Origin of the sequence: Fictibacillus fluitans (assembly GCF_030418125.1) — a bacterium.
Classification (GTDB): domain Bacteria; phylum Bacillota; class Bacilli; order Bacillales; family Fictibacillaceae; genus Fictibacillus_C; species Fictibacillus_C fluitans.
On sequence record NZ_JAUHTR010000009.1, the window covers coordinates 42,728 to 64,070 of the forward strand.

15 protein-coding genes are annotated in these 21,343 nt (G+C 43.0%); 11 read left to right on the top strand and 4 right to left on the bottom strand.

The window, feature by feature from the left end:
- Positions 1 to 50: 50 nt before the first annotated feature.
- Complete coding sequence (locus QYB97_RS16460) at positions 51 to 347, bottom strand: hypothetical protein (RefSeq protein ID WP_301167113.1); 297 nt, start codon at positions 345 to 347, stop codon at positions 51 to 53.
- Positions 348 to 535: 188 nt separating this feature from the next.
- Here QYB97_RS16460 and QYB97_RS16465 point away from each other — a divergent pair, with 188 nt between their 5' ends.
- The 4 genes from QYB97_RS16465 to wecB all read left to right on the top strand — a co-directional run bounded on the left by QYB97_RS16465 (position 536) and on the right by wecB (position 9,254).
- Positions 536 to 2,161, top strand: a complete 1,626-nt coding sequence (locus QYB97_RS16465) for a S8 family peptidase (RefSeq protein WP_301167114.1) — start codon at positions 536 to 538, stop codon at positions 2,159 to 2,161.
- 212 nt (positions 2,162 to 2,373) lie between these two features.
- Positions 2,374 to 5,886 carry a S8 family serine peptidase gene (locus tag QYB97_RS16470; protein ID WP_301167115.1) on the top strand — a complete coding sequence of 1,171 codons (3,513 nt, stop codon included), beginning with the start codon at positions 2,374 to 2,376 and terminating at the stop codon, positions 5,884 to 5,886.
- Positions 5,887 to 6,412: 526 nt separating this feature from the next.
- Positions 6,413 to 7,867, top strand: a complete 1,455-nt coding sequence (locus QYB97_RS16475) for a C40 family peptidase (RefSeq protein WP_301167116.1) — start codon at positions 6,413 to 6,415, stop codon at positions 7,865 to 7,867.
- Between the two features lie 241 nt (positions 7,868 to 8,108).
- A complete protein-coding gene (gene wecB, locus QYB97_RS16480) occupies positions 8,109 to 9,254 on the top strand; it encodes a non-hydrolyzing UDP-N-acetylglucosamine 2-epimerase (RefSeq protein WP_301167246.1) in 1,146 nt (381 codons plus the stop codon).
- A gap of 49 nt (positions 9,255 to 9,303) precedes the next feature.
- Here wecB and QYB97_RS16485 read toward each other — a convergent pair whose 3' ends face one another.
- Complete coding sequence (locus QYB97_RS16485) at positions 9,304 to 10,386, bottom strand: acyltransferase family protein (protein ID WP_301167117.1); 1,083 nt, start codon at positions 10,384 to 10,386, stop codon at positions 9,304 to 9,306.
- Positions 10,387 to 10,788: 402 nt separating this feature from the next.
- On the opposite strand from QYB97_RS16485, the gene QYB97_RS16490 reads away from it, so the two are divergent.
- The 5 genes from QYB97_RS16490 to QYB97_RS16510 all read left to right on the top strand — a co-directional run bounded on the left by QYB97_RS16490 (position 10,789) and on the right by QYB97_RS16510 (position 17,308).
- Positions 10,789 to 11,502, top strand: coding sequence for an IspD/TarI family cytidylyltransferase (locus QYB97_RS16490; protein ID WP_301167118.1), 714 nt, complete (start codon positions 10,789 to 10,791; stop codon positions 11,500 to 11,502).
- Positions 11,499 to 12,524 (top strand): ribitol-5-phosphate dehydrogenase, encoded by a 1,026-nt coding sequence (locus QYB97_RS16495; protein ID WP_301167119.1) that lies wholly within the window; start codon positions 11,499 to 11,501, stop codon positions 12,522 to 12,524. Before QYB97_RS16490 ends, QYB97_RS16495 begins: the two co-directional genes overlap by 4 nt.
- A 47-nt stretch (positions 12,525 to 12,571) precedes the next feature.
- Positions 12,572 to 13,735, top strand: coding sequence for a CDP-glycerol glycerophosphotransferase family protein (locus QYB97_RS16500; protein ID WP_301167120.1), 1,164 nt, complete (start codon positions 12,572 to 12,574; stop codon positions 13,733 to 13,735).
- Between the two features lie 54 nt (positions 13,736 to 13,789).
- Positions 13,790 to 15,685, top strand: coding sequence for a CDP-glycerol glycerophosphotransferase family protein (locus tag QYB97_RS16505; protein WP_301167121.1), 1,896 nt, complete (start codon positions 13,790 to 13,792; stop codon positions 15,683 to 15,685).
- Positions 15,686 to 15,802: 117 nt separating this feature from the next.
- The gene (locus QYB97_RS16510; protein ID WP_301167122.1) at positions 15,803 to 17,308 is read left to right on the top strand and encodes a glycosyltransferase; all 1,506 of its coding nucleotides are present in this window, start codon (positions 15,803 to 15,805) and stop codon (positions 17,306 to 17,308) included.
- A 60-nt stretch (positions 17,309 to 17,368) separates the two neighbouring features.
- Here the strand turns inward: QYB97_RS16510 and QYB97_RS16515 are convergent, their stop codons facing one another.
- Positions 17,369 to 18,412: a glycosyltransferase family 4 protein gene (locus QYB97_RS16515; RefSeq protein WP_301167123.1), complete on the bottom strand. Its 1,044-nt coding sequence runs from the start codon at positions 18,410 to 18,412 to the stop codon at positions 17,369 to 17,371.
- Between the two features lie 170 nt (positions 18,413 to 18,582).
- The gene (locus QYB97_RS16520) at positions 18,583 to 19,347 is read right to left on the bottom strand and encodes a WecB/TagA/CpsF family glycosyltransferase (RefSeq protein ID WP_356948191.1); all 765 of its coding nucleotides are present in this window, start codon (positions 19,345 to 19,347) and stop codon (positions 18,583 to 18,585) included.
- Positions 19,348 to 19,748: 401 nt separating this feature from the next.
- Between QYB97_RS16520 and tagD the strand changes: the two genes are divergently transcribed.
- On the top strand, positions 19,749 to 20,147 hold the full coding sequence (tagD, locus tag QYB97_RS16525) for a glycerol-3-phosphate cytidylyltransferase (RefSeq protein WP_301167124.1): 399 nt from the start codon (positions 19,749 to 19,751) through the stop codon (positions 20,145 to 20,147).
- Complete coding sequence (locus QYB97_RS16530; RefSeq protein WP_301167125.1) at positions 20,140 to 21,330, top strand: CDP-glycerol glycerophosphotransferase family protein; 1,191 nt, start codon at positions 20,140 to 20,142, stop codon at positions 21,328 to 21,330. Before tagD ends, QYB97_RS16530 begins: the two co-directional genes overlap by 8 nt.
- Positions 21,331 to 21,343: the final 13 nt, after the last annotated feature.

The following is a 21,343-nucleotide window of genomic DNA, read 5'->3' on the forward strand; positions in this document are numbered from 1 at the left end:
AAAGGCATTCTGCGATGGGCAGAATGCCTTTTTAAAATAAAATCATCCTCTTAATCCTCCAATAACAAAAACTCTCCCGTTTCCAGGTGGGATCCATAATGTTCTGCTTCTTCATGGGCAACTCCGAGAAAAACAAGCCGCTCTTTTCCTGAAAGGTTCTGCGAAAAAGAAGAGTTGTCGGATTGGTCCAAAAAATGCTGGATGATTTGTTCGTTATCTTCTTTTTCCTCGATGGTTTCATATGAGCCTACTATGATAAAGGTTCCTTTTTCATGTGCCGCTTTTCTTTCATCCCGCTGCTCAACCGCTTCCTGTTCGGTTTTAAAAACGCCAATTACCTTCAACATTTTTCTTTCCCTCCCTGCTTATTATTTAAATAATGAAAATAACTTTCCAATCAATACCCGAATTGTGTCTATTTGTAACATAATGTCTCAAAGGATGCTTCCAATATTTTTAAAATATTTCATTTTACTAGAAAAGAAAGGTGATATAATAATGCAATAAAACTATGACTGAAAATAGGGGATAAAGCATGAAAGTATTTAAACGTTCGCTGGCGGTTCTAACCGCAGGAATCTTTGGAGCAGGTCTGTTTGGCACCACAGCTAATGCAGAAGACAATGGACTTATTCAACGAAATACATATTTTGGTACACAAACAATTAATCAACCTGAAGTCACGATCGATTTAGCTCAGGTAAATAAAAGAGAACTGATCGTGAAAACAAAACAAACGGAAAATTTCAGCCCCTCATCATACGGGCTCACACCAGTTACCGAACCTGACATTCTGAAGGAAGAAGGAATACAGGTTTTTGCTGTTTCGTCGCAGCAGGATTACGAAAGCGTAATGACTAAGGTTCAGGAAGACCCTGCTGTTGATTATGCAGAACCCAACTACCTTGCTCAAAAAACAGGAACTGCAGGAGAACCTAACGACCGGCTGTACAGCCAGCAGTGGGCGCTGAAAAAGATTCAATGGACAAAAAATCTGGTCCAGCCGCCTGCAGGACAGAAACCGGTTATCGTGGCCGTATTGGATACCGGGGTGGACGCGGATCACCCGGACCTGAAAGGCAAGGTGTTAAAAGGCAAGGACTTTGTGAACAACTTTAAAACAGCGGATGATACGGTGGGGCACGGAACCGAAGTGTCGGGTATTATTGCAGCTGCGGTCGACAACAAGAGGGGCATCAGCGGAATCAACAATAATGTCAGGATTCTCCCTGTCCGTGTCGGTGGCAAGGTCAGCTTCCCAAGCTCCAGTATTGTGGCCGGCCTTCATTATGCGATAGATCATGGCGCCAAAGTCATCAATATGAGCTTTGGCGGAGGACCGCCAAGCCAGGCCCAGTACGATGCCATTCAGGAAGCTGTAAGCAAGGGAATTACCCTGGTTGCCGCCTCTGGGAATGACCATCCCGCATATGGTGTCAATTACCCTGCAGCATATCCGCAGGTGATCAGTGTTGGTGCGACACGATATAACGATGTGATTGCACCCTTCTCCAGCCGCGGGCCGCAGCTGGATCTCACCGCACCAGGAACAGATATAATGACAACAAAGAGAAACGGTACGTATGGCAGCAAAGATGTATCGGGGACTTCGTTTTCAGCACCGATGGTATCAGGTGCAGCTTCACTTTTATTAAGCAAGAACCCATCGTTAAAGCCGCAGCAGATCGAGTATATGCTTGAAAAATCGGCATTTACGCCAGACAGGTATAAAAATACAGCAGGCCTTTCTGATCTGTACGGTTATGGAAGATTGGACATTGAGAAGGCGTTGCAGGTTAAAATGCCATCAACAGCTGGCGATGCTGCCGAACAGCCTTCCAAAGCCAAGTCCGTCAGTCTGGGGAAATCCTATACAGACCGCTTTAACCTTCCTTTTGACGGCGATATGTTTAAATTCAAGCTTGCCAAAGAACGAAATGTGAGAATTGAAGTATCTGCCGTTAAGGGAATGGATCCGGTTATTGCCGTGAACCGCATGGACCGGAATGGACTCCTAACCTATGAAAAAATCCAGGATAAGAATGGTATCGGCAAGGGAGAGGTTTGGTCTGCCAAGCTTAAAAGCGGCACCAATTATATAACGGTTTACGAAGCAAACAATCATTGGTCCACAAAATCATATACGCTGAAACTTAAATAAGAACACGATACAACGAGACTTTCCTTTTGAGGAGAGTCTTTTTATTTCGAAAAAAATAGATTCGCAGTTTTGTAAAAAAAAGATGGATTTACTAATATTTGTAAAATATAATAGAAGAATGAATTGGAAAAGCGGGGTGGAAGGAAAAGCGGACCATTGGCGCAAGGACAGTGAAAAAGCAGGATTTTATGATGAATTTTGGAGGAGCCCAGATGAAAAATTGGAAAAAACAAATGACCGCGGTAGGTTTGTCGGCCAGTTTGCTGGTGACAGGCTATTCTGCCGTGCACGCGGAAGTGAAAGCACCATCCACGGGTAAGAAAACAACTAGTGTATCGGCTGCACTTGAAAATGTGAAAAAAGCAAACAAAAAGGATAGTCACAAGCCACTGTTCAGTGATGATACATTGGTGATCAAGTACACCAAGCCACTGACGGCAAATGATCATAAAAAAGCCGGTACAAGAGTGATTCGCTCCTACAGCCAGTACAATATGGCGGTTGTAAGAGTGAGCAATAAAAAGAAACTGGAACAAGCGATGCAAGCCTATCAAAAGATGGGGAAAGTAACAGGAGTTTCTCCGAGCGTACTGTCCAAAACTCTTTCCACCCCGGACCCTAAGGTAAGCAAGCAATACAGCCTGTCCCTTCTGCAAATTGAAAAGGCGCAAAAGCTTGCCGGTAAAAATGCGGTGAAAGTGGCTGTCATTGACCAGGGCGTAGACCGGAACCATCCGGAGCTTAAAGGCCAGGTGGTTAAAAGCGTAAATGTGGATGATCCAATGAACCAGGCCTTGCCGGACTTCCATGGCACACATGTCAGCGGGATCATTGCGGCGAAAAAAGGAAATGGCGTTGGCGGATATGGAGTCAACCCAAATTCGAAAATTCTGTCCTATGATGTGTTCGACCGTGCGAATGGTGCATACGATTATTCCATTGCTGATGCCATTCTGCGCGCCCTGAAGGACGGAGCCAAAGTAATCAACATGAGCCTGGGCGGCTATGCGTCTTCTCCGCTGATTGAAGAGGCGGTTAAAACGGCAGTAAAGGCAAATGTAACAGTGGTCGCAGCAGCCGGCAATGAGGAGACGGATGAGCTTTCCTATCCTGCAGCTTATGAAGGAGTTATCAGCGTAGGATCCACAAACTCTAAAAATAAGCTTTCCTGGTACTCCAACTATGGTCCGTCAGTAGACATTGTAGCGCCCGGGGAAAACGTCTATGCTCCTCTGTATGACTATGAAAAGAAATCAACCTTTGAAACGATGAGCGGAACCAGTATGGCGACTCCTGTGGTTGCGGGTACCGCTTCTCTCATTCTATCAAAATATCCAACTCTTAAACCGGCACAGGTAGAGTACATTTTGGAACATACCACCAAGGATTTGGGTGCCAAAGGTTTTGATTCAAAATATGCACACGGGCTGATTCAGCCATTGGCAGCGATGAAGTTCAATGTGAAGAAAATACCTGCCAGTGTGAAACGGCCACAAACGGAGCGTGAAGTGATTCAAGCCGCCTCCTCCATATCTCCTAAAATCAACAAGGAATATGTAAAAGAAGGCAAAATCACCAAAGCATATGAAGAGAAATGGTTTAAGTTTGAAGTGAAAAAAGGGGAATATATCCAAACGTCCCTTACCGGATCCAAAAACTATGATCTTAAGTACAAAATCCATCTTTACGGAAAAGACAGCAAAACCATGGTGGATGTGGACAAGCTGAAAAAGAATGGCACGGAAGGAAAACTTTTTAAAGCGCCATTTAGCGGAACAATCGCCATCGGGGTAAGTGATGTGAATGGAAACTATGATGATTCCAAATCTGCCGCCTCCCGTTATTCCTTGAAAATCAAGCGGCTTTCGGCCATTCCGAAGGACAAAAATACGATGGAAAAGCCATCTAACATTTCAAAGTTTCCGTACCGTGACCATGGGACCTTTACTGGGGAAAATGAAGATGAGGACTTCTACACGTTTAAGGTAGACAAGCCTCAGGTGGTGAAGGTGAAAACAAGCGGTGTACCAGGTGTGAACAGCATGCTGAAGGTTTATGCCGAGGAGCCTTATGAGGAGGATCCGGAAGAAGGCGTAATCAGTGATGAGGAATCTGAAGATCCAATGATGGAGCCAATGTTCTATCAGAACGCCAATGGTTATGGAAAGGGAGAAACCATTGTATTTGAGGCGGTACCTGGTGTGAATTACATGGTAGGCACAACCAACCAGGCAGAGATCATGGATGGAATGTTTGACTTTTTCATGGACGAGTCCATGATGGAAGCCGATGTTCCTGAACCTTCCGCTATTCCGTACGCTATTTCAGTAGAGAGCAAGCTGATCGGCCCGGATGAGGACGGCCTGCCATATACGGATGAAGATGAATCACCTGAAGCAGAACTGGCAGCGAAGAAAATTACCGTGAAAGAATATGCGTCACTTAAACAGAAAGAACGTAAAGATTCGCATGCCCAAAGTGTTATCATCATCATGGATGATGAGGAAGATGAGGATGGCATTGATATTCAGGATATCGTGGACAATGCGCTGCCGTACTCACTTGGAACGAAAAGAACAGCTGGTCTTCAACAGCAAGTTGACGAAGACTGGTATTCTTTCACGCCAAAGCAGGACAGCATCTATAATTTCAACTTTGGAACAGGGGAAAAGTATAGTTTCGAAGTGTATCAACTGATCAAGTCAAAGGATGAAAACGGAGATTCGTATCTTGATCTCGGATACGTCGCAGAAAATGTGGACTGGTGGACAGGAGAGATGCAGGATCATGTTATTGCTGACTTTAAGAAAGGAAAAAAATATTTTATCCGTGTCAGCAACGATTATATGTCAGATTCCATGCTGTATGATCCTTACCAGTTCAGCTCCAAGCTTCTGGTAACCAATACGAATGATAAGAATGAGCCAAATGATGATCTTAATCATGTGAAAGATCTTAAAAACAACAAAGCAACTGGCATGTTCTCAACCACTGGAGATATCGATGCTTTCTACTACAAGGCCAAAGAGACAGGAATCTCCAATGTTTCCCTGACGAAGGGAACAGTAACAAAAGCATTGAAAGCGAAGTACCCAAGTGAGCTGCTGCAGGATTATTACGGACTGGTTTTATTGATCGATGATAAAAACGGCAACCATAAACTGGATGACTTCGAAGCAGATACGGCACGCGAGGTGTATAAAGGAATCTACGGTTCTGAAACAAGAGGATCGTTCCAAACGAAAAAGGGCAAGGGATATTTCTTGCTTGGAATGGGCTATTTTGATAACACACCAGAACTTTCATTCATTCCGTATACTCTTCAAGTTCAATCGGCAATGAGGAAAGATGAAGATGCCAAATCAGTCATTAAAGGAAATAAACCGTCCAAACCGCTTTCCCTAAAAAAAGCAAACAGCAAATCCTATAGTGGAACTGGCTATTTCAATGTGGTCAGCCAAAGTGGCGGGGATGCCGACTGGTACAAATGGACGCTCAGCAAAAAATCAAAAGTAAAGCTGACGCTCGATACCTCACTCGACATTGATGGTGTGATTACGGTTTACAAGAATGGCAAGCAGATGGCAAAAAGCGATTACTACGGCAGTGGTGATGCTGAAGTGCTCTATACCACACTGGACAAAGGAACGTACCACATTAAGGTCAAGGACCTCAATGGCAATGCCTCTGTTCATGCTTATAAGCTGAAAGCCGAGATCCGATAATCGATTTTACTAAAAACGTAAGATGGGGCTGTCCAGAAAGTCATCAAATTGACTTCTGGAAGCCCCTTTTTCATTTGGCAACATTAAGTTTGTTGAACATCTTCATTGATAAGTTACTTGGAGTGAAGGGTGCGAGACTCCGGCGGGATGCGCGTGGCAGGTGAGACTCTGCAGGCGCAAAGCGCCGAAGAGGCTCAGCGCACGCCCCGTAGAAAGCGAGCGACCCGGAACGAAAAGTAACACTTTCAAGAGCTTCAAAGAACCTTAATGAACAGCCCCCTTTTCTTTTTTTATGCCTTCCGAATGAAAAAAGAAAAGTGACTAAAGATACATAAAAGTTTACCGATATTTTAAAAGTAATGACTCCGGTCCCGGTTTTCTGTACGAAAGGAATAGGTAATGGAGAAATCACCACCTTTCTTCCTGAATATACAAAAAATTTAAAATTTTACTTGTGCTTAACTGTTTCATTCCGCTATATTTAGAAGTATATGGCACTTATGGTCGAATAAGGAGGAATTTACATTTGAAAAAGGGTAACGCGAATGCGGTCAAAACTCTGGTCATTTCCTCGGCGTGTGCGGGGGCTATTCTTTTGCTACCATCAAAAGGAGAGGCAGCATTAGGAGATCAGGTGTTGAAAAACGGAATGAAGAATCCCGATGTAAAAGAACTGCAGAGGGAACTGATGAAGCAAGGTTATTTAAAGGCCAAGTACATAACCGGTTATTACGGACCGCTTACCACCACCGCCGTCAAAGACTTCCAACGAAAACATCAGCTTGTAATTGATGGTGTAACTGGCAAGATGACGGTAAAGGCAATAACCCAAAAGACAGCAACTCCGGCTCCTAAGGCGGGAAAACCGTCAGGCTACAACACCCTGAAACAAGGTTCACAAGGGTATGAGGTGGACCGGCTGCAAAAACGGCTGAAGGAACTCAAATTTTTTACTTACTCAAAAATCACGGGCTATTACGGAAGAATTACTGCAGAAGCAGTTAAGTCCTACCAGCGTGCAAACCACCTTTCTGCAACAGGGGTTGCAGACGATAAAACGCAAAAGGCCATTTTTTCATCTGCATCTCCGGCACCGGTTAAAACACCGGCACCAGCTGTTCCTGAAGGACTTCAAAAGAATGACAGAGGCCAAAAGGTGTATGAGCTTCAGTCCAATTTGAAAGCCTTGGGATACTACAAGTACAACCTGGATAGCATCTTTGGCAGAATTACAGAAGCAGGCGTAAAATCATTTCAGCGGACTTATAAGCTTCCCGTGACAGGAGTAGCAGACAGCAGAACAATGGAGAAACTCCAGGCAGAAGCCGGGAAAAAGAATGAAAAGCCTGAAAGCAGCACACCAACTGTTCAAGGGCTAAAACTTAACGCTGCCGGCCAGGAGGTTTATCAGCTTCAATCCAACTTAAAAGTACTTGGTTTTTATACATACAAAGTGGATTCGGTTTTCGGAAAAATTACAGAAGCGAGCGTGAAGTCCTTCCAAAAGGCAAACGCTCTATCCATGACCGGAATCGCAGACAGCAAGACCCTCGAAAAAATCAAGACGGAAGTGAAAAAGAAGGGGATTGAACCAGCTAAACCGCAAACGCCTGCAAAGCTTTTTAATGTCATTAATCTTGTGGGGGATGCAGCAGAGCTTGTTGGAACGCCATATACCTGGGGCGGTGATACTGTCTCCGAGGGATTTGATTGCAGCGGATTTTTGGTGTATCTGTTCAAAAAGCAAAATATCCAGCTTCCGCGGACAGTAGCTTCCATATGGAATGTGGGGAAAGCCGTCAGCAGCCCCAAAGTCGGGGATATTGTCTTTTTTGAAACCTATAAAAAAGGTCCTTCCCATGCTGGCATTTATATCGGAAACAACCGCTTCGTGCACAGCGGATCTTCCGGGGTAGCCGTAAGTGATCTCGGTTTATCGTATTGGAGCAGCCGGTATCTCGGGTCCAAGCAGCTTTATTAATAAGCAGAAAAGTGCAAAAAGAACGTCCATCCCGAAGGATGGACGTTCTTTTTTGGGGTTAGGGGTTAGGTGGTGGCTTATATTAAGAAAGTACCCGCCCTTTTCTGATGTTAAACCAAAATTTAGATATTTTTTTGGATTCTTGTAGCAGGATTGACGGAAAGATAAAATAAAGGTAGCATGAGACACTAATGAATCAAGGCAGAGACTAGGCTGCCCTGAATGAGCGAGGTAAAAGATGATGAAAAAGAAAATCAAAGTCATGACGATCTTCGGAACCCGTCCGGAAGCGGTGAAAATGGCTCCCCTCGTCATGGAATTAAAGAATTATCCTGAAGAAATTGAACCAGTCGTTACGGTAACCGCCCAGCATCGTCAAATGCTGGACGCGGTGCTTGATACCTTCAGCATCGTACCAGACTATGATCTGAATATTATGCAGGACCGCCAAACGTTAAGCCAGATTACTGTCAAAGCCCTGGCAGGCCTCGAAGGCATCCTCACCGAAGTGAAGCCGGATCTTGTGCTTGTCCATGGTGATACAACGACCACATTTGCAGCAAGCCTTGCTGCCTATTACCAGCAAATCGAAGTCGGCCATGTCGAAGCCGGGCTCCGTACGTGGAATAAATACTCGCCCTTTCCTGAGGAGTTAAACCGCCAGCTCACAGGAGTGATGGCAGATCTGCATTTTTCACCGACGGGTGCTGCAGCAAAAAACCTGCTCGATGAGAACAAAAACGGGGACGCCATTTTTATCACAGGGAATACGGCTATTGACGCATTAAAAACGACCATTCAAGAGGTTTATACTCATGATGTGCTTGATCAAGTCGGGAATGACCGGATGATCCTCGTTACCGCTCACCGCCGGGAAAACCTGGGTGAGCCAATGCGGAATATTTTTAAAGCCATCAAAAAGCTTGTCGAAGATTATGAAGATGTGCAGGTCGTTTATCCAGTCCATTTAAATCCGGCTGTTAGAGAGCTTGCAGCTGAAGTTCTTGGGAACGATCCGAGAATTCATTTAATTGATCCACTCGGAGTTATCGATTTTCATAATTTTGCTTCCCGGGCCTATCTCATTTTGACTGACAGCGGCGGGGTGCAGGAGGAAGCTCCTTCTCTCGGTGTCCCTGTACTGGTGCTCCGGAACAATACAGAACGGCCGGAAGGAATTGCGGCAGGTACGTTACGGCTGGTTGGAACGGAAGAAGGAAACATTTACTCATGCACGAGTGAACTTCTTAACAACCACCAGGCCTATGAGGAAATGGCGAAAGCTTCCAATCCTTATGGCGATGGGCAGGCCTCCCGCCGGATCGTTGAAGCCATACTTTATCACTACGGACTCAGAACGGAACGTCCAGATGCTTTTCGCGCATAAGCGACATAATAAAAGGGATGCCGGCAAATCATGCTGGCATCCCTTTTTATCAGGAAACAAATTCTTTATTTTTCACCGATGGGGTATGAGGCTTCTCTTCATTTCTAAACAGCCAATCCAGCTTCGGCTCCACCAGCGGTTTGAATAATCCAACCATGAACTTTCTGGTGATGAACCAGCAAGTGAAGAGGGCGAATAGAACGGCTACAGCAATAAGTGCCACAGGATGTTCAGCGACCTGGTCGGGAAGCAATCCTCTATACACACGAACAATGGATGAATGGACCAGATAGATGAAAATGGAATAGATCCCTAATTTATTGAACAGAACTAGCTGCTTGTCCTGAGAAGTTAACAACATAATGGCAATGGATAGCACGGTAACTCCGCCATAAATGGCAACCTGAATGAGAGCACCTTTCAGGAATGACCATTCGAAATGGCTATATGAGTCCCTCATAAATGTAATGGCGGTATCCCAGTTGTTGTTTGTGAATATCACCATGAATCCAAGAAATCCGATAATAACAGCGGCTGATATCCATTTCCCCGGCATTCTCCACGTTTTGGAGCGCGCTGCCAGAGCTTTTAACACATTTTTCTCAGCCAATAAATAGCCGATCAAGAAATAAGGATAGAAGTTAACAAGCTTCCTTAGTGAAAACCAGCTTGTTACATCATTCACGTAACTGACCCAAATCGCAAGTGCGATGGATGCAACGAGGGGATATCGTAATTTCGTTACATAAGGAGTAATCATTCCCCATACGATAATTCCCAACAAAAACCACATGGTCCAGTAGGGCTGAAGAATATCAAGGACCCTGCTGTCAGAGTGAAGAGAAATCATCTCCTGGTCATTGATTAATTTTGAGAAAACCCCATTGATCAGCTGCCAAATCAAAAAGACGGCAAAAAGCTGGACGGTTCGCTTGAACTTGTTCGGCCGGTAGAAATAGCCGCTGATGATGATGAATAAGGGCATATGAAAGGTATATATCGCGTTGTACAAGTATAAAGGCAGGGTATTTCCGGCCCAGTCTCTGTAGATTTCGATTGAATGTCCGAATACAACCATGAAGATCAACAGACCTTTTATGTTATCAAACCATGGTATACGTTTGCTGGCCATATTCTCCTCCTTCCTCTGTTTACCAAACTCCGGCAATATACGGTTATTTATTCTAACGAAAGGCGGTAAAACGCGTCAACCGCATGTATGAATTTACCAAGCATACTGTTAGTAACCGTTTTCTGTGGTATTGAAACCTTTATCTCCACATTTTTCGTCATAAGGATACATTTGTTGTCGAGGTATAATGACCTATTACAATTTATTGACAATAATTGTCTGTCGATTGTCAAGTATAGATGAATGATGTTATATTTTAAGGTAGACTTTTATTTTGACATTAATCAACAAGATGCGATAAATAACGTCAAAAAATATACTTGATTTCGAATATGTAAGTAAGGGTACTTTAAATAGAGAAAGAGATCAGAGGATGTATTACTGAAAAAGGAGCTGACATTTGTGATCTATGCAGAAATTCTTGCGGGTGGAAAAGGAACCCGTATGGGGAATATAAACATGCCCAAGCAATTTTTAACATTGAACAACAAACCCATCATTATTCATACGATTGAAAAGTTTATTCTAAACGATCGGTTCGATAAAATCCTGGTGGTTTCACCTAAAGAGTGGATTATTCATACAAAAGATATCATCAGAAAATATATTAGTGGTGATGACCGCATTGTTGTCGTTGAAGGCGGAAAAGACCGCAATGATTCTATCATGAGCGGAATTAATTATATTGAAAAAACATTCGGCCTTAATGATGATGATGTCATCATTACACATGATTCCGTCCGTCCGTTTCTGACGCACAGGATCATCGAAGAAAACATCGATTCCGCTTTGGAATACAGAGCTGTTGATACAGTTATTGAAGCAATTGACACGATTATTGAATCCACAGACGGAGAAATCATCTCCAATATTCCTGTCCGGAGCGCAATGTATCAAGGACAGACTCCGCAAAGCTTTAATATTAAAATGCTTGTGGACCACTATCATTCCCTAAGTGATGAACAAAAAAACATCCTGACTGACGCCTGCAAAATCTGTGCGCTCAAAGGGGAAAATGTGAAGTTGGTAAAGGGCGAAGTATTCAACATCAAAGTAACCACACCGTATGATCTCAAAGTGGCAAATGCCATTATTCAGGAGAGTATTGGCCGATGATTAACCAAGTTTATCGGTTAGTGTCTCCACGCCAATTTGAAGTGACATACAATGACGAGTCGCTTCAGACTGATTATGTGGTCGTTCGCCCGACACACTTATCCATTTGCGCTGCGGATCAGCGGTATTATACAGGAACCCGCGGTAAACATGCCATGGCCAAAAAATTGCCGATGGCATTAATTCATGAAGGAATCGGCAAGGTTGTGTATGATTCCAAAGGAGAATTCAAAACAGGCACCAAGGTGGTTATGGTCCCTAATACCCCGACAGAAGAGGATGACATTATTGGAGAAAACTATTTAAGGTCCAGTAAGTTCCGTTCCAGCGGGTATGACGGTTTTATGCAGGACTATGTTTTCCTCAGAAGAGACAGGCTGGTTCAGCTTCCGGAAGATATGAGCCCTCATGTGGCTGCTTTTATTGAACTGATTACCATTACGATGCACTCGCTTATACGCTTTGAACAAAAGGCGCACACCAGAAGGGATACGTTTGGAGTGTGGGGGGACGGAAACCTTGGCTTTATCTCTTCCCTCATTCTGAAGAAACGTTACCCGGACAGCAAGGTCTACCTGTTCGGGAAAACCAAATACAAGATGGAGCACTTTTCCTTCATTGATGAAGCATACAATATCGATGAAATTCCTGATGATCTCCAGATTGATCATGCATTTGAATGTGCAGGCGGCAAAGGCAGCCAGGACGCGATCAACCAAATCATTGATTACATTCATCCGGAAGGTTCCATTGCGATTCTCGGCGTTTCAGAATACCCTGTGGAAATTAACACCCGCATGATTCTGGAGAAGGGATTAACGGTCATTGGAAGCAGCCGAAGCGGAAGAGCCGACTTCGTCAACACCGTTGAATTTATGAAAGAGATTCCGGAAGTGGTCGAGTACCTTGAACTGCTCGTTGGTTCCGTGCACGAAGTACGTACTATTCAGGATATCATCGATGCATTTGAGAAAGATTTAACGACATCATGGGGAAAAACAATTATGGAGTGGAAAATTTAATTGAATATCTTTCCCTGCCATAAAAAAATGAAAGGGGAGGATGGAAAATGTCATTCTTGAAATTGCTGCCCACAATCGCAGTGAAGCAATTTATCCGCGTGATCTTCTTCCTTTGTTCCATCCTCTTTCCATTAAAAATGAACAAGGTTACCTTTGCGTCTTATCGAGCCGATAAGCTCACGGGTAATCTTGCTTATGTTTATAAAGAGATTAAGCGAACCAGGAAGCAGCAATATGACACATTTTTCTTATTAAAAAAGTTCGATTCCTCGTTTGCGGGAAAGCTGGACTACGTGCTGCACATGATTAAGGCAAGCTACCATCTGGCGACTTCCAAATACTTTTTTATTGATGACTATTACTTTCCTGTTTATTGCATCAAGCCCAGAAAAGGCTCGGAAATTATACAGTTATGGCATGCGGCCGGCGCATTTAAAAAGTTTGGTTACAGTACGATTGATAACTCGTTTGGCCCCAGCCGCAATTATTTGGAACATGTGAAGATCCATTCGAATTATACAAAGGTGGCAGTCAGTTCATCAGAGGTTATTCCTTTTTATGCAGAAGCTTTTGATATGGAAGAAGAAAAAATCAAACCATGGGGAATACCGAGAACGGATTACTTCTTCATGAAAGACAAGCATGCGAAGGTGCTGGGGCTTTTTTATCAAAAATATCCGCAGCTGAAAAACAAGAAATTGCTGTTGTATGCCCCAACTTTCCGGGGGAAGAGCCATTATCAGGATCAGTTTGAATGTCCGATCCAGTTTGAAGCACTGCAAAAGATGCTGGGGGATGAATATGCCCTGCTTGTGCACCTGCATCCGTATATTAAAACCCCGGTGACGATTGAGCCTTCTGTTGACCAGTTTGTGTTTGAAATCAAGCAGGACTTCACCATCAATGAATTAATGATTATTTCAGATCTTCTGATTACAGACTATTCATCCGTTATATTTGAATACAGCCTCCTGGGCCGTCCCATCGCATTTTTTGCAACGGATTTGGAAGAATATAAATCTGAACGAAACTTTTATTATGATTACCAGTCCTTCATCCCTGGCCCGTTTTTCAACGATACAATGAGACTTGGAAAATGGATTAAGCAGGGTGAGTATGATTATGAGAAAGTCAAAGCTTTCAAAGACCGATTTTTTGACTATGCGGATGGCAATGCAGCTGAACGCTTGGTAAACGCCATTTTGAAATAAAACATTCATTCAACTTGATACAGCAGAAATGAGGAATAGATTGGAGTTCAGTAGATGATTACAAGGGTTAAAAGGAAATTGAGAAGGGTGCTGGGCAGAAATAAAATCCAGCAGGAGCAAGTTCCTGATCAGGATTTAATTATTAATGACAGGCACGTTATCATAAGAAAAGACCGGTTGGAGCCAACGCTTCCTCTTATAAAGGAAATGGCGGGTGTGAGGGATAACTTGGTGCCCCGCAGAAAAGTTACTCATTTGTCCTTTACGGGTCCGGTAATGAAGATCAAAGGTTATTATTACCTGGAAGATATCCCTATTCATGATGATGATTATGTGAAAAAAAGGCTGATATTGGTCAATATGGCCACTAAGAAAAACCTTCCTGATATTCATATTCCTTTGCAGGATATAAAAATTGACGGACTGCATTCTAATGAAAACATCAGTGATGATTATAAATGGTCAGGATTCCAGGGGGAGATTAATTTTTCCCGCATTGAGCTGGGCAACAAACCGCTCATTGATTCTGAATATACGTTTTTTATCGAAATCGAAATGAATGTTCCAGGACAAGACATTGTGAGAAAAAAATTTCCGCTTGGAAATATAGAGTCCTACCTGCCAAATGGTTTTTACTCTGCCAAAATGGAATACTTCTCCGCAAGAAGGCACTTGAAATATAACCTTTTGGCCACCTATGACCAGGAAGTAAAAACGTTAAAACTGGTTTCGTCCAAATTGAAGGATTTTGATCCAGCAGAACTCGACATGGATGAAGCCATCAAAAGAACGCCATTTTACCGATTCTTTTATTCCAAAGTGTTTAAACAGATTTATAATTTTTGCTGCCTCTTCCCGGTCAAGGAGAAAAAGGTATTGTTTGCCTCTGACAGCCGTGAAGATATGAGCGGGAATTTTCAGTTTGTGTATGAAGAAATGCTGAAACGAGATCTCGATTTCGATTACCATTTCATGCTGAAAAAAGGGGTCGGGGTTAAAAAGAGCTTCGGCGAACTAACCCGTCTCGCGTATGATATGGCAACATCAAAATACATTGTCCTGGATGATTTCTATCCGCTTGTCTATCCACTGAAAATCAGGGATAACGCTGAGCTGGTTCAGCTTTGGCACGCAGTTGGTGCATTTAAGACGTTTGGATTCAGCCGTTTGGGAAGACCGGGCGGACCGTCTCCGAAATCATTAAACCACCGGAATTACACAAAAGCCATCGTCAGCTCACATAATATTGGCAAGTATTATGCTGAAGGCTTCGGTATTTCAGAAGAGCATGTGGTACCTACCGGAATACCGAGGACGGACGTTTTCTTTGATGAAGTTTATCAGCATGAAGTGAAGGAACGGTTATACGAAGAATTTCCGTTCTTAAGGGATAAAAAGGTGATTACCTTTGCGCCTACCTTCAGGGGGAACGGACAGCAATCCGCACACTATAATATGGAAATGCTTAATCTTGATAAGATTTATGAAGAACTGAAAGATGAATACGTCTTCTTGTTCAAAGTTCATCCTTTTGTTAAAAATGATTTTAGTATTCCATATCAATACAGCGAATTTTTCTATGACTTTTCTTCCTACCGGGAAATCAATGATCTCCTGTTTGTGACTGATATTCTGATTACCGATTATTCATCCGTTTGCTTTGAGTATGCACTGTTGAACAAACCGATGATTTTCTTTGCCTATGATGTGGAAGAATACATTCAGAAAAGGGATTTCTATTTTGATTACCATTCCTTCATCCCTGGTCCGCTTGTGAAAACCACAGACCAGCTCGTTTCCACCATTAAAAGGGAAGACTTTAAAATGGAAAAGGTACAGCCGTTTGTGAAATACTTCTTTGATGACATTGACGGGAAGGCAAGTGAACGGGTAGTTGACCGTATTTTCCTCGGCATCGGAGAAGAGGACGAAGAAGAACATCAATCATAATTTTTTAAGGATGAAAGGGATCTTCTCTCTTTCATCCTTTTTTTACCTTATAGGATTGACTGGGGGACGGAACGGGAAAGGAACAGGAATTACAACAAAGAGGAAGGTCTGTCAGTCATGAAGAAAAAGGTATATATGGTTATCGGCAATATCGACATTGATAAAGGCGGAATCACAAGGGTCATGCTCAATCGCTCCTGGCTTCTGTGTGAGCGGGGCTACAGTGTTTCCCTATTAACGCTAAATTTCAAGAAGAACTATCCAGAGGTGGAAGCAGAGCTCAAGAAAATGGGGCGTCTGCATCCGGACGTGGATATTATTGATGTATATGATTTTTACAAATTGCGAAATACCTCAGTCTTTACAAAAGAAGAGGACCATTCAAATGCTGAAGAAGAGTATTTTATCCATCATGGAAAGCAGCATGAACGTTACTTTAAAAATGGTATATTGATTAAAGATGAAAAACGTGATGCGGCTGGAGAACTTGAATATATTGATTATTACAATGAAAGCAGGATAAGGACCAGCCGGGAGGATTTTTATAAGGGACAAGTGTATCGAACGGTTTCTTACCACCCGGCCACACAAAAGGCAACAGTGAAGAATTACTGCACGGATGATGGTTTTTGCTATTTAAGCCGCTGGTTTAACGGGGACACAGGAGAGCAGGAGAAACTCTTTCTGTTTGATGCCCATGACCGTTCCTGCAAGCTGTATGCTTCCAATGAGGATTTTCATGTCAGCTGGCTGAATAAAATGTGCAGGCAGGCGGAGGAGAAGCCCTATGTTATTTGCGATGGGCCAGGCAGCGCTGCCAAAGTTTTGAACATAGAAAAAGACCTGGCATACAGGATCCTTGCTGTGCATTCCAACCATTTTTCCTATCCGCATCAGAAGGGCAGTGCCGTGAAAAAGAATCATAAAGAACTGCTCGACCGCTTCAAGGAGGCAGATGCCCTGGTGCTATTAACGGAAGAACAGAAGCAGGACATTGAAGAGCAATACGAAGATCCGGGGAACATTTATGTTATTCCCCACTTTGTTACACCTATGGAGGATACCACTTCTATTCAAAAGGATCCTCACTTGATTTCAATTGTCTCCAGGCTTCATGAAGAAAAAGGGCTTGATGAGGCCATCAGAAGCTTTAAACAGGTGGTTTCCCAGTTTCCAGCAGCCCGGCTTGAAATCCATGGTTCAGGACCGGCGGAGGACCAGCTGGCAGAACTGATCGCTGAATTGAATTTACAGGAGCATGTTCAGTTAAAAGGATATTGCAGCCAGGTGGGACATGTATTCAAGCAATCCCTTTTTACGCTGCTGACCTCAAAATATGAGGGGCTCAGCCTTGTGATCCTGGAATCAATGGCTAACTTCACACCTGTGATCAGCTACAATATCAAATACGGCCCTTCTGATCTCATTGACCATGGTGTTGACGGATATCTCGTTCAAAACCGGAGCCAGGATGAATTGGCCCACTATATGCTTGAGCTGCTGAATGATCCGGAGAAGGCGAAGAAAATGGGCGGGGAAGGATATAAAAAAGTAAAAGCAAAATGGAATGAAGAGCTGCATTTGCAGCGCTGGGAAACACTGTTCGATAAAATCAGCCATTAAAAAAAGCTTTCAGAACGTTGTCTGAAAGCCTGGACGAGCTGCATGAGCATGCAGCTCGTTTTATTTATGCGGTCTTTTTATCGCGTTCAAAACGGGCTTGTAATTTTGGCTGACCAGTCCAACAGTCTCAACCACCAACTCAATTCCAATGGTGAGAAGCGCCAGAATAATTATGGATCCCCAAAGCGTGGACGTGGAAAAGATAATGGCGGCCAGTCCGAAAACTGAGCTCATTGCATAGATAATAAGAACGGTTTTTTGATGAGAGAACCCAAACCGGAGCAAGCAATGGTGAAGATGGGACTTATCCGCCAATGAAATCGGCTGTTTGTGTACAATCCTGCGGATGATGGCAAAAATCGTATCTGAAATAGGTACTCCCAGGATGATCACCGGAACGACCAATGAAAACATGGTCACGTTTTTAAATCCAAGCAGGGAAACGACGGCGATGATAAAGCCAAGGAAGAGCGCACCCGTGTCACCCATGAAAATTTTGGCCGGGTAAAAATTATGAAAAAGAAAGCCAAGCGTGCTGAACAAAGCCACAGACGCAATGATGAGGACAAACATATCCCCCATGATCAGCGCCATGATGGAGATGGTAATGAAGACGATGGAGGAAACGCCTGCAGCAAGCCCGTCCAGTCCGTCAATCAGGTTAATGGAGTTTGTAATCGCCAAAATCCAAATCACCGTTACAGGGACGCTGAACCATTCCAGTTCAAGCCTTCCATTAAAGGGAAGGTTAATAAAATTAACCTGGATATCCCCCATGAAAACAATGATTAAGGCTGCAGCAATCTGTCCCAGGAGTTTGAGTTTTGGAGAAAGCTCAATTTTATCATCCAGTATGCCTGTCAATATAATTACGGATGCCCCAAGAACAATGGGCCAAACGGTTTGATCCGGTGGATGGGCGATCAGTATGCCAAGTATGAAACTGATAAATATGGCCAATCCGCCAAGGCGGGGCATCATTGTTGCGTGAACTTTCCGATCGGATGGCCGGTCAACTGCTCCGATTGCCAGAGCAAATTTTTTGATGAAAGGAGTAAGACCCAGTGAGGCAAAAAAACAGATAAGCAATGTCACAATTAACATTAATGCACCTCATATCGATCCATGTTCTATACGAAAAGGATTGTCGATTTATTTAAGTATTTGTTGAAGATTATCTCTTTATGGATTATATCATAATCATCTAAAATTAACGTATAAAAACTACAAATTTTGTAAAAGCTGTTAGGATGGAACAACAAAAAAATAAGCCCTTATATGAAGGGCTTATCAGCTGGAGTAATATTTTTAAGCATCTTTTGCTGTAGAATTTTAAATGCAAATTGCGGCAATGCCATTTGGCGCTTCCAGCGGGAAGGCTGCCTGAGCAGACGGTAAAACCATTCCAGGTTCATCTTCTGCCAAACTTCCGGCGCTCGTTTTGCCTCGCCGGCAATGACGTCAAAGGTGCCGCCGACACCGATAAAGATCCCATGGTCGAACGATGGCATGCTTTGTGAAATCCATTGCTCCTGGCGGGGAGCACCCAATGCCACAAGGATAATATCGGGCTTTGTGCTTTCCACTGTCTTCATGATCTGATCATCATTCAAGTCAAAGTAACCATGATGATAGCCGGCGATCTTCACATTCGGGAAGTCGCTTTTAATCCGGTCAGCTGCCTTTTCCACGACACGGTCCTTGCCGCCAAGCAAATAGACGCTGAGGCTTTTTTTATTCGCAAGTTTCAGAAGCCGCATGGTGACATCAAATCCCGGTACCCGTTCAGGAAGGGGAACGCCGAGAAGACCTGCCGATTTAACAATTCCAATCCCATCGGCTGTCACGTAATCTGCTCCTTGAATAATGTTCATCAATGTATCATTTTTGCGGGCATCCATAACAATTTCGGGGTTCGCTGTGACAACAAATGTCTTTTCACGATTCTCGATGTGGGATCCAAGCGTGTGGACGAATTGTTTAACGGTTGTATTTATAAAGTTTATTCCTAGTATATTCACTGTATTTTTCATATTCATCAGATCCTCACTTTTCATACGAAGACGCATGCAGGCTATTAAACTACCAAACTGACAATCTCTAATTGCCTGTAAAAAGGTGCATTTCCAGAAACAGAAGGAAATGTAAAAAAATCATTAAGACCTTGTAAAAAAAACTTAAAGATTATATTATGAGTAAGGGTAACAAAATGCAAGTCTTTTTACGAATTATTATACCATGAATGATCTGCTTTTGTAAAAGTATGATTAATTTTTTGTAAATGTCACTTGTATTTTGTCTTTAAAGTAAAGCTTTGTGGTTGCAAAGGCACCCGATAATCTTTACGTGAAATTTACCTTTTAATAATAGATTTAAAACATGAGCCAAAAATAGCAGGACAGGTAATTTTTTCATATAAACTAGTAGGAGTGTGAAGGCCATGAGAAAAGTATTAACTTATGGGACATTTGACTTGCTTCATTGGGGACACATCAATTTGCTGAAACGTGCAAAAGACCTGGGAGACCATCTGATTGTGGGTCTTTCCGGAGATGAATTTAACGCGATTAAAAATAAAAAATCATATCACAGCTTCGAAAACCGAAAAATGATTTTAGAGTCCATTCGATACGTGGATGAAGTGATTGAAGAGAAAAGCTGGGATCAAAAGATTAAAGATGTAGTGGATCACAAGGTGGATATCTTTGTTATGGGAGACGACTGGGAAGGTAAATTTGATTTCCTTAAAGAATATTGTGAAGTCGTTTATCTGCCGAGAACAATAGGGATTTCAACATCACAAATTAAGGATGACCTTTTTAGCATTAAAAATGGGTAGAGAACTCGCAATAACGGTCTATTTAATTCTTTTTAACATTCTTTTCAATCTTTTTAAGCTTTTCCCATCACAAGACAGGCTGGCTTTTGTTCTTTCATTTGGCGACAACGCTTCTTATTTATATGAAGCGCTGAAAAAGCGTGACGATCAAAAAGCCGCCTTTTTATGCACAACCGAAAAAAGTGTGTCGGGATTAAAGGATTATCCCGATGCGAACGTGATACAATTTCAAAACAAAAATATTTCCGGAACCCTCAGGTCCATTTACTGGCTGGCCACCTCCAGAAAAATCATTCTGGACAACTATTATGGCTTCCTGGCTGGAATTCAATTCAAGGAAAATACGGAATGTATTCAAATATGGCATGCCGCTGGTGCGATCAAGAGATTTGGAATCCGCGATGCTTCTGTTGAAGGCAGAAGTCTCAAGGCGCAAAAGCGGTTTTTGTCTGTGTATGAAAAATTCCATAAAATCGCTGTGGGCTCCCGGGCAATGGAGGATATCTTCAGGGAAGCCTTTGCTCTTTCCGGAGATCAGTTCCTGCGGACGGGCCTGCCGCGAACTGACCTTTTTTTTAATGAACTTAAGCAAAACGGTATTAAAAAGCAGCTGCTTCATGACAATCCTGATCTGAAGGACAAGGAGCTCATCCTGTATGCCCCTACCTATCGGGACCATCAGTTGGACCAGTTTGAACTGGAACTTGATTTGGGGAAACTGCAAAACGAACTGGGAGCGGGCTATGCCGTCATCTTAAAGCTTCATCCGGCGTTAAAAGGCACCGTTCATTATGAAGAAGAGTACCCAGGCTTTGTTTACAATTATTCTTTCCACCATGATGTTAATGATTTAATGCTCATTGTGGATTATTTGATAACGGACTATTCTTCTATTCCGTATGAATTCGCATTGCTCGATAAACCGATGATTTTCTATCCGTATGATTTGAAGGAATATACAGATCAAAGAGGTCTTTGGGATAATTACGCAGCGCTTATACCCGGACCGGTCGTATATTCCACAGAGGAGATTATAAGCGTCATCCGTAATCAGTCCTTTGAATGGAAAAGGCAGCAGGAATTTAAAACAAAGTGGAATGAATTCCATCAGGGTAACTCAAGTGAAAAGTTAATCTCGTATTTGTTGGATAACAAGCATCAAACGGGGACAGGCGAGGGGTAAGCAATGGCAGGCA

Excerpts from the sequence above, each read along its gene's own strand:
- QYB97_RS16520 (WP_356948191.1), bottom strand. The coding sequence starts at position 19,347 with ATGAATATGAAAAATACAGTGAATATACTAGGAATAAACTTTATAAAT.
- QYB97_RS16465 (WP_301167114.1), top strand. The coding sequence starts at position 536 with ATGAAAGTATTTAAACGTTCGCTGGCGGTTCTAACCGCAGGAATCTTT.
- QYB97_RS16510 (WP_301167122.1), top strand. The coding sequence starts at position 15,803 with ATGAAGAAAAAGGTATATATGGTTATCGGCAATATCGACATTGATAAA.
- QYB97_RS16460 (WP_301167113.1), bottom strand. The coding sequence starts at position 347 with ATGTTGAAGGTAATTGGCGTTTTTAAAACCGAACAGGAAGCGGTTGAG.
- QYB97_RS16505 (WP_301167121.1), top strand. The coding sequence starts at position 13,790 with ATGATTACAAGGGTTAAAAGGAAATTGAGAAGGGTGCTGGGCAGAAAT.
- QYB97_RS16485 (WP_301167117.1), bottom strand. The coding sequence starts at position 10,386 with ATGGCCAGCAAACGTATACCATGGTTTGATAACATAAAAGGTCTGTTG.
- QYB97_RS16500 (WP_301167120.1), top strand. The coding sequence starts at position 12,572 with ATGTCATTCTTGAAATTGCTGCCCACAATCGCAGTGAAGCAATTTATC.
- QYB97_RS16515 (WP_301167123.1), bottom strand. The coding sequence starts at position 18,412 with ATGTTAATTGTGACATTGCTTATCTGTTTTTTTGCCTCACTGGGTCTT.
- wecB (WP_301167246.1), top strand. The coding sequence starts at position 8,109 with ATGAAAAAGAAAATCAAAGTCATGACGATCTTCGGAACCCGTCCGGAA.
- QYB97_RS16495 (WP_301167119.1), top strand. The coding sequence starts at position 11,499 with ATGATTAACCAAGTTTATCGGTTAGTGTCTCCACGCCAATTTGAAGTG.
- tagD (WP_301167124.1), top strand. The coding sequence starts at position 19,749 with ATGAGAAAAGTATTAACTTATGGGACATTTGACTTGCTTCATTGGGGA.
- QYB97_RS16470 (WP_301167115.1), top strand. The coding sequence starts at position 2,374 with ATGAAAAATTGGAAAAAACAAATGACCGCGGTAGGTTTGTCGGCCAGT.
- QYB97_RS16530 (WP_301167125.1), top strand. The coding sequence starts at position 20,140 with ATGGGTAGAGAACTCGCAATAACGGTCTATTTAATTCTTTTTAACATT.